At 67.0% G+C, this 1269-nt stretch carries 1 protein-coding gene; it reads right to left on the bottom strand.

The features are described from left to right. The coding region (locus LQV45_RS33495; RefSeq protein WP_253074602.1) for an alpha-amylase family glycosyl hydrolase at window positions 1-1001 on the bottom strand (1001 nt) is incomplete at its 3' end. Window positions 1002-1269: the final 268 nt, after the last annotated feature.

Below are 1269 nucleotides of genomic sequence, written 5' to 3'. Positions count from 1 at the left end.
GCGTCGGCGAGGTTCCGGGCGATGATTTCGCGGACCTCGCCTGCGGCGAAGTCGGCCTGCAGGAGGTCGAAGTTGAACGCCTGGCCCAGGCCCTCCGGGCTGGCGTAACGGGCGCGGCGGGTGGCGTGCACCCAGGCCTCGGCGACGGCGGTGCGCGGCGGGTTGTACTCGTTGAACACCTCGCGCCATTCGGCGTAGATCTCGTGGACTTCATCGCGGTCCCAGAACGGGTGCGAGCCGTCCGGGAAGCCGTCCGTTCCGGTGTTGGCGGCGCTGAGCTCCACCTTGGAGATCAGCGGCTCGGTGAGGTCCTTGGTCAGCGCGTGGGCGACGTCGACGCGGAAGCCGTCCACGCCGCGGTCGGACCAGAAGCGGAGCGTCTTGAGGAAGTCGTCGCGGATTTCCCGGTTGGCCCAGTTCAGGTCCGGCTGTTCCTTGGCGAAGATGTGCATGTACCACTGCCCGGGCGTGCCGTCGGGCTCGGTGATGCGCTCCCAGGCGGGGCCGCCGAAGACGGATTCCCAGTCAGACGGCGCGAGTTCGCCGTTTTCGCCGAGGCCGTCGCGGAAGATGTAGCGCTCGCGGGCCGCGGAGCCGCGCGGGGAGGCCAGAGCCTCCTGGAACCACTCGTGCCGGTTCGAGGAGTGGTTGGGGACGATGTCGGCGATGAGCTTGATGCCGGCGGCGTGCAGCGCGGCGGACATCTCGTCGAAGTCCGCCAGGGTGCCGAGCTTGGGGTCCACGTCGCGGTAGTCGTCGACGTCGTAGCCTCCGTCGGCGAGCGCCGAGGGGTAGAACGGGGAGAGCCAGACGGCGTCGATCCCGAGTTCCTTCAGGTACGGGACCTTGGCGGTGATGCCCTTGATGTCGCCCAGTCCGTCACCGTTGGAGTCCGAAAAGCTCCGCGGGTAGATCTGGTACACCGATGCCTGGCGCCACCAGTTGGGGTCGGCGGCGAGATCGGAACCGGACAGGGTTGCCAGCGTGGCGGTGTTGGTCAAAGGAGATTCCTTCGGGTCTGGGAGGGCTTCTGGTAATTTAGATACAAGCTAAATATATTGCCTGAACAATTATGGGTCCGGGGACAGAAGAGGTCAAGAAGTGATGCCGCACGCAGCCGCCGCCACGCCGCAGCTGCTGCGCCGCGTCAACGCCCAGGCCGTGCTGCGCCACATCCGCGGCGCCGATGTGGCCACCGGAACCGAGTTGATGGCACTGACCGGGCTGACCCGGGCCTCGGTGATTGCTGTCTGCGAGGATCTGATCGGC

The sequence above is a fragment of the Microbacterium sp. Bi128 genome, assembly GCF_918698205.1.
This window is presented reverse-complemented; position numbering and strand designations above follow the sequence as displayed.